At 74.3% G+C, this 7444-nt stretch carries 7 protein-coding genes and 1 pseudogene; 4 read left to right on the forward strand and 4 right to left on the reverse strand.

Features of this window, described 5'->3' with window-relative positions:
- Positions 1 to 200: 200 nt before the first annotated feature.
- From tsf to DKT69_RS27235, 3 genes are all read right to left on the reverse strand, one after another.
- Complete coding sequence (gene tsf / locus DKT69_RS27220) at positions 201 to 1028, reverse strand: translation elongation factor Ts (RefSeq protein ID WP_109804348.1); 828 nt, start codon at positions 1026 to 1028, stop codon at positions 201 to 203.
- Between the two features lie 135 nt (positions 1029 to 1163).
- Positions 1164 to 2072 (reverse strand): 30S ribosomal protein S2, encoded by a 909-nt coding sequence (gene rpsB / locus DKT69_RS27225; protein ID WP_109804349.1) that lies wholly within the window; start codon positions 2070 to 2072, stop codon positions 1164 to 1166.
- Between the two features lie 395 nt (positions 2073 to 2467).
- Positions 2468 to 3466, reverse strand: coding sequence for a hypothetical protein (locus DKT69_RS27235; RefSeq protein ID WP_109804351.1), 999 nt, complete (start codon positions 3464 to 3466; stop codon positions 2468 to 2470).
- 208 nt (positions 3467 to 3674) lie between these two features.
- Between DKT69_RS27235 and DKT69_RS27240 the strand changes: the two genes are divergently transcribed.
- Both DKT69_RS27240 and DKT69_RS38545 read left to right on the forward strand, forming a co-directional pair.
- On the forward strand, positions 3675 to 4016 hold the full coding sequence (locus tag DKT69_RS27240) for a YraN family protein (protein WP_109804355.1): 342 nt from the start codon (positions 3675 to 3677) through the stop codon (positions 4014 to 4016).
- A gap of 129 nt (positions 4017 to 4145) precedes the next feature.
- On the forward strand, positions 4146 to 4298 hold the full coding sequence (locus tag DKT69_RS38545; RefSeq protein WP_161557960.1) for a hypothetical protein: 153 nt from the start codon (positions 4146 to 4148) through the stop codon (positions 4296 to 4298).
- 333 nt (positions 4299 to 4631) lie between these two features.
- Here DKT69_RS38545 and DKT69_RS27250 read toward each other — a convergent pair whose 3' ends face one another.
- Positions 4632 to 5189 (reverse strand): hypothetical protein, encoded by a 558-nt coding sequence (locus DKT69_RS27250; protein WP_146231224.1) that lies wholly within the window; start codon positions 5187 to 5189, stop codon positions 4632 to 4634.
- Between the two features lie 49 nt (positions 5190 to 5238).
- Between DKT69_RS27250 and DKT69_RS27255 the strand changes: the two are divergent.
- Positions 5239 to 6149, forward strand: a pseudogene (locus tag DKT69_RS27255) (YifB family Mg chelatase-like AAA ATPase); the annotation flags it as partial.
- Entirely contained in the window at positions 6146 to 7399 is a 1254-nt protein-coding gene (locus DKT69_RS27260; RefSeq protein ID WP_109804354.1) for a DNA-processing protein DprA, read from the forward strand. The pseudogene DKT69_RS27255 and the gene DKT69_RS27260, both read left to right, overlap by 4 nt.
- Positions 7400 to 7444: the final 45 nt, after the last annotated feature.

Genomic DNA, 7444 nt, shown 5'->3' on the forward strand with positions numbered 1-7444 from the left:
GATCATCCGCCGCCAGGCTCCGGTCACTCACAACCTGCGTCATCCGCCCCGCCCCTCCCGTCGCGCACCTTCGCGTGCGCCGCGTGCCTGCCGCTGCAGACCCTATGTGACGAGGAGGCCGCGGTGCCTGTCACGTACACCGGCGGCCTCCTCGTCGACGTTGCTTGCCCACGGGCGCGTGACGCGCCCGAGCTGGCGGCTCAGGCCTGGCCGACCTCGAACCGCAGGAAGCGCGTCACCTCGATGCCGGCCTCGGCCAGCATCTGCTTCACCGACTTCTTGTTGTCGGCCACCGACGCCTGCTCGATCAGGACGTAGTCCTTGAAGAAGGCGTTCACCCGACCCTCGACGATCTTCGGCAGCGCGGCCTCGGGCTTGTTCTCCTCGCGGGCGGTCTGCTCGGCGATGCGCCGCTCGGACTCGACGACCTCGGCCGGCACCTCGTCCCGGGTGAGGTACTTCGGCCGCATGGCGGCGACCTGCATGGCGACACCGCGGGCGTCGGCGTCGCCGGCCTCGTCGGTCTTGCCCGCGTACTCCACCAGCACGCCGACGGCCGGCGGCAGGTCCTGGCTCTTGCGGTGCAGGTAGACCGCGACGTTGCCGTCCAGCTTGGCGAAGCGGTTCAGCACCAGCTTCTCGCCGATCTTGGCGGACTGCTCCTGGATCAGCTCGGCAACCGGCTTGCCGTCGATCGAGCTGGCGAGCAGCTCCTCGGCGGTGCTGACGCCGCTGCGCTCGCCGTGCTCGACGAGCTGCTGGGCCAGGGCGATGAAGGCGTCGTTCTTGGCGACGAAGTCGGTCTCGCAGTTGAGCTCGAGCAGCGCCTTGCCGGAGTGGGCGATCAGGCCGTTCGCGGCGGTGCGGCCGGCCCGCTTGCCGACGTCCTTGGCACCCTTGACGCGCAGGATCTCGATGGCCTTGTCGAAGTCGCCCTCGGCCTCGGTCAGCGCCTTCTTGGAGTCCATCATGCCGGCGCCGGTGAGGTCGCGGAGCTTCTTGACGTCCGCGGCGGTGAAGTTGGACATGACTCTCTCTTCGGTGTTGAGACTGCGGTGGGATGGTCTGGCTGCCGGGTTACCCGGATCCGGGCCGGATGTTCCCGGCGGATCCGCCGCGCCCCACCGGCCGCAAAAACGGACGGTGGGGACGCGGCGGCGCGATCACTCCGCGGCGGCGGCCGCCGGCTGCTCGGCCTGCGGCTGCTCGGCCGGCTGCTGCACGGCCGGCTGCTGCTGCACGGCCGGCTGCTGCTGCACGGCCGGCTGCTGCACGTCGGCCTTCTTCGGCTCCTCCAGCAGCTCGCGCTCCCACTCGGCCAGCGGCTCGTCGGTGCCGACCTGGCCCGGCTCCGGCTTCTCGTCGCCGCCCCGGCGACGGCCGGAACGGGCGATCAGACCGTCGGCGACGGCGGCGGCCACGACCTTGGTCAGCAGCTCCGCCGACCGGATGGCGTCGTCGTTGCCCGGGATCGGGAAGTCGACCTCGTCCGGGTCGCAGTTGGTGTCGAGCACGGCGATCACCGGGATGCCCAGCTTGCGGGCCTCGTCGACGGCGATGTGCTCCTTCTTGGTGTCGACCACCCAGATCGCGGCCGGCAGCTTCTGCATGTCCCGCAGGCCACCCAGGGTGCGGGTCAGCTTGATCTTCTCGCGGGAGAGCTGCAGCGTCTCCTTCTTGGTGTAACCGGCGGCGGTGCCGCTCAGGTCACCCAGGGCCTCCAGCTCCTTCATCCGCTGCAGGCGCTTGTACACCGTCTGGAAGTTGGTCAGCATGCCGCCCAGCCAGCGGTGGTTGACGTACGGCTGGGCGACCCGGGTCGCCTGCTCGGAGATGGCCTCCTGGGCCTGCTTCTTGGTGCCGACGAAGAGGATGCTGCCACCCTCGGCGACGGTGTTACGCACGAAGTCGTACGCCTTCTCGATGTAGTCGAGGGTCTGGCGCAGGTCGATGATGTAGATGCCGTTGCGCTCCGTCATGATGAAGCGCTTCATCTTCGGGTTCCAGCGCCGGGTCTGGTGCCCGAAGTGGACACCGCTCTCCAGCAGCTGACGCATGGTCACGACGGCCATGGTGGGGTACTCCTCAAGATCCCTGGTTGTCACGCCCGGCCGGTGGCCGGGCGTCCTGGCGCCTGGTCGCCGGCCGTGGTGGGCCCGACCAAGATCGGGACCAGGGAGGCCGTCGCCCCACGGGAAACCGTGGAGAGGGCGCGCGAGGTCGACCGCGCGAGGCGGTCGCCAGTCGACCAGTGTACGCCCCTTCTCCGCCCGCCGGTCCCGGGGTCGGGAACGTCCCGCACCGTCACTTTCCAGGCATACCGCCCGGACCGGTCCCCGGCGTCCCGCCCCGGCCCCGCCGCGCGCCGAGCCCGGTCCGGCGCGGCGACGCCGGGCGACCGGCCCGTGCTCGACCCGGCGATGCCGGGCGCCCAGCCCGTGCGGGCGGCGATGCGGGATGGGACCGCTCAGCGGGCGCCGAGCGCGGCGGCGACGAAGAGCACCAACCCGACGGTCAGGTAGGCCGTCGGCGGGCGGAGCCAGCCCCGGCTGCCCTCGGCGAGCGCCAGCCCACCGGTGCGCAGCCCGTACAGGCCGGTGGCGAAGATCGGCAGCCCGGCCACCAGGAACGTCCCCACCACCACGTCGGGGGCGGAGACGGGGTCGCCCACCAGGCCGTGCAGGAGGACCCGCAGGGCGGGGGCCTCGAAGACGAGCGTCAGCGCCGCGAGGACCACCGCCAGCGCAGGCCGGCGGGTCCGGTAGACGCCGTCGCCGGCCGGCGGGGCGTCGAGCCGGGGCGCGACCGCCGGCATCGGACCGGTCGGCATCTCCAGCGGATGCGGGGCCGGGCCGCCCACCGGTTCGGGGGACGGGGCGGGGCCGCCGGGCCGGTCCCCGACGACGAGCGGGGTCGGACCGGCATGGATCGGGCCGGACGGACGCTCGCCCACCGCGAACGGCGGCACCGCGGCGTGGGTCGGCTCGGCCGGACGGGCCGGCTCGACGATCGGGTAGCCGCCGGCGGGAGCGGGTCGCAGCGCGTCCGGCAGCCGGTCGGCGCCGAGCGGGTCCGGCCCGGCGACACCCTCCCGGGCGCCGGCGGCGAGCTGATCCACGCCCTCCCGGGCCGCCCGGCGGCCGCCGCGCTCACCGGGCAGTTCGCCGGAGACCTCGGGGTCCTCCCCGCGTCGCGACCGGGACGGCCGGTAGCCGTCGGTTTCCGGGTGCCCGTCACCGAGCCGGTCGGCCGCACCGACGCGACCCGATTCGCCGTACCGGGAGTTCACCGGGTCGGCGTACCGGCCCTCGTCCGCGCCGTCGCGCTGCTCCGGGGTCCGGAAGTCGTCGTCGCGGTAGCGCGGGTCGCCCGCTGCGCGCCAGTCCGGTTCGGCGTACCCGCGGTCGCTCCAGTGCGACCCCTGCTGATCCTCGGGAAAGCTCCGTCGTCCGTCCACGACGGGCACGCTATGCGAACGGCTCCACGGACGCCATCCGGCCGTCGGACGACGCCGCCCAGGTCAGTAGGGCGCGGATCCGGTCACCGCCGGCGCACGTCCGGTCCCCTAGCACGGTCCAGGCATGATCGTCCGGCCGTCCACAGCCCTCCCGCTTGTCCACAGGCAGACCGGGCGGGACGACCGGGCCGACCGGGCAGCGCCCACCCTGGCCGCCATGACGAAGCGGAATCAGGCCGTCGGCGCGTACGGGGAGCGGTGCGCGGTCCGACACCTGATCGAGGCGGGACTGCGGCCGGTCGCCCGGAACTGGCGCTGCCCGAACGGCGAGATCGACATCATCGCCTGGGAGGGCGGCGTGCTCGCCTTCTGCGAGGTGAAGACCCGCCGTACGGACGACTTCGGCAGCCCGGCCGAGGCGGTCGTACCGGCCAAGGCGCGCCGGCTGCGCGGCCTGGCCGCCCGGTGGCTGGCCGAGACGGGCACGACCGCCGACGAGGTGCGCTTCGACGTGCTCGCGGCATCGAGGTCACGTCGGCGATCTGGGTGGCGAAGCTGACCGTCCACAAGGCGATCATGGCCCCGGGCATCGTCCCGGCAGTGCGGCGAGGCGTACGTCTTCCCCGCCGGTCGTTCGCGGGCCGGCGGTGAGCCACGGCGTGAGCAGCTGCTCCGCGCACTCGTCGCCATGGTCGCCCGCTACAGCCAGTCGGAGCGCACGTTCGCCCGCCGTCCGTTGGAGTCGCCGGAGGGGCGCCGGGCCGGCCGGTCCGCTGCCCGCCAGTTCGCGGCGGTCCAGTGGATCGCCCGCGCGCTGGCCAACGACGATGGTGCGCGGTGAGCCGGCCCGACCGCTGGTGGCGGCCGTCGACGACCAGGCGGCCGGTCCAGCACGCGCGGCCGCGGGCCCACCGGTTCTACAGCGCCGGGGAGCTCAGCGCCACGTTCGTGCCGGGTATCAGTGCGGGCAGGTCGACGAGCGCGAGCACAGGTGGTCAGCGCCGTGGCAGCGCTTCAGCGCGGCGTACCTGGCGCGCGTCGAGATCAGGACGTCGGACATCACGGTGGGGGATCTGGACCTCCCCGGCCCCCTGGTGCGTCGACGTCAGCTAAGAGTTTAGGAAAGAAGATCGTTTAGACCCGCGTTGGATTCCTCACCGGCGGCCGGACCTGGTCACGCCTTCCACCCGATGTCGACGGTGGACGGACCGAAGTACGAGCTGCCTGGCGTCCAGCCGCGCGGCCGGCCCTTCCGGGTGCGGTGAATCGTCACGGTCATGAGCGTGTCGACGACGGCCCGCCGGCGGTGGAGGTCGAGTGCGTCCCAAGCCGCCGCCGGGTCCGTCGTCCCCATTAGCCCGGCGAGCGCGTCGCCCCGGCCTGCCATGGCCATCTGCTCTTCCACCTCAGCGAGCCGGGCGCGTAGCCGCTCCGAGCCCTCGCGCAGCTGGCGGACGTCGATCGCGCCGTCGGCATACGCCGCCGCCAGGCCGTCGAGCCGTTCCCGCAACGAGGTGGCGTCGAGCTGGAGCACCCTAGAGCCAGGTGCGCCGGAAGAGGCGAGCAGGTCGGCCACGTCCGGCCGGGAGAGCCGGGCGACGACCACTCCGCCGAGGTACTGGTCCAGCTCGGCGGCGTTGCGCACCACGCATTTCGTGGCCTTGCAGGTGTAGGACGGCACCCCACCTCGGGTGCTGTTGAGCAGCGTGGCGCGCACCGGCGAGCCGCACACGCCGCACAGGGCCAGGCCGCTCAGCAGCCACCGGCGGGCTGAGGACCACTTGGAGGTGACCGCCGCCGGTGGCCACCACCTCGCGCTGCTCGGGCCGCCCGGCGCCGGCAAGACCATGCTGGCCGAACGCCTGCCGTCGATCCTGCCCGAGCTGGACGACGACGTCGCGCTGGAGGTCACCGCGCTGCACTCGATCGCCGGCGTGCTGCCGTCGGACGGGCGGCTGCTGCGCCGCCCGCCGTTCCAGGCGCGCACCACACCGCCACCGTACCGGCGCTGGTCGGTGGGGGCGCCGGGCTGGCCCGCCCGGGCGCGGTGTCGCTGGCCCACCGCGGGGTGCTCTTTCTCGACGAAGCGCCGGAGTTCAGCAAGGGCGCCCTGGAGGCGTTGCGCCAGCCGCTGGAGCACGGCTGGATCCGGCTGGCCCGGACCCGGGGCGGCACGGAGTACCCGGCACGGGTGCAGCTGGTGCTGGCCGCCAATCCCTGTCCCTGCGCGAAACCGGGCGGCGACACGCAGTGCGAGTGCAGCCCGCTGACCCGGCGCCGCTACCTGGGGCGGCTTTCCGGGCCCCTGCTGGACCGGATCGATGTGCAGGTGACCGTGCTGCCGGTGCGGGCGGCCGAACTGATGGCGACGGGGGGCGCGAACGAGTCCTCGGCCACCGTCGGCGCGCGGGTCGCCACGGCCCGCGCCGCGGCGGCCGAGCGCTGGGCCCCGGTCGGCCGCCGGCTCAACGCCGAGATACCCGGACCGCTGCTGCGCCGCTCGCCCTGGCGGTTGCCGGGTCACGACACCGGAGAGCTGCGCGCTCGGCTGGACAGCGGGTCGCTCTCGGCCCGGGGCTTCGACCGGATCATCCGGTTGGCGTGGACGATCGCCGACCTGGACGGGCGGGACCGGCCGGACCGGGAGGACGTCCGGGAGGCGATCGGACTACGGACGGGAGAGGAAGCATGAGCGGGGACGAGGAGTCACGTACGGCGGACCGGCTGGCCCGGGTCGCGTTGACCTGGCTGACCGAACCGGGCACCTGGTCGGTGCACCGGCTGGTGGAGCGGCTCGGGGCGCCGGCCGCCCTGGCGCTGCTCTGCGACGGCGGCGCGCCGGAGGAGAAGCTGCACGCCACCGTGGCGGCCCGGCTGGCCGCCGGTGACCCCCGGGCCGCCGCGGCCTGGGCGCTGGAGCGGACGGATCGGCTCGGCGCCCGGATCGTCACGCCCGACGACGACGAGTGGCCGGTCGGCGTCGACGAACTGCGCCGCCTCGCCCTCTCCGGCGCCAGCCGCCGGGTGGACACCGAGACGGCCCCACCGCTCTGCTTCTGGGTACGCGGCGCCTGGCCGCTGGCCGAGGCGATGGCGCGGTCGGTGGCCGTGGTCGGCGCCCGCGCCGCCACGTCGTACGGCGTGCACGTGGCCACCGAGCTCGGCTACGGCCTGGCGGACCGGGAGTGGTCGGTGGTCTCCGGCGGGGCGTTCGGGATCGACGCCGCCGCTCATCGGGGCGCGTTGAGCGCCGGTGGGCTGACCGTGGCGGTGCTGGCCTGCGGGGTGGATCGGCCCTACCCGATGGGCAACGCCGCCCTCTTCGACCGGATCGCCGAGACGGGGCTGTTGGTGAGCGAGTGGATGCCGGGCGCCGAGCGGCTCCGGCCGCGGTTCCTGATCCGCAACCGGGTGATCGCCGCCGCCACCCGGGGAAGCGTGCTGGTGGAGGCGTCCGCGCGCAGCGGGGCGACCCAGACCATGCGCCGGGCGCTGGCCATCGACCGACCGGGAATGGTGGTGCCCGGTCCGGTCACCTCGGCCATGTCGGTCGGCGCCCACGAACTGCTCCGGGAGCAACCCGCGGCCCGACTCGTCACCGGGGTCGCGCACGTGCTGGAGGAGGTGGGCCGGATCGGCGTCGACCTGGCGCCCCCGGCCCGCGGCCCGCGACGACCGGCCGACGAGCTCGACGACGAGGCCGCCCTGGTGCTGGAGTCCCTGCCACGCCGAGGGCTGCGCAGCCCGGACGCGGTGGCCGCCGGCGCTGGGGTGGGCGTGCGGGTGGCGTTGCGCAAGCTGTCCCTGTTGGAGGAGTTGGGGCTGGTGGTCCGCCGCGACGGCGGGTACGCGCTCGCCCCACCGCCGGAGCGGCGTGCGGCCGGCGCCCGCCCGGCAGGCGCGCCACCACCGCCGAATGAGTCCGCCCCGCCGCCCGGATGACTCCGCCCAACCGTCGAGATGGCTCCGCCCGCCGCCGCCGCGTCG

Source organism: Micromonospora sicca (assembly GCF_003172935.1).
Taxonomy (GTDB): domain Bacteria; phylum Actinomycetota; class Actinomycetes; order Mycobacteriales; family Micromonosporaceae; genus Micromonospora; species Micromonospora sicca.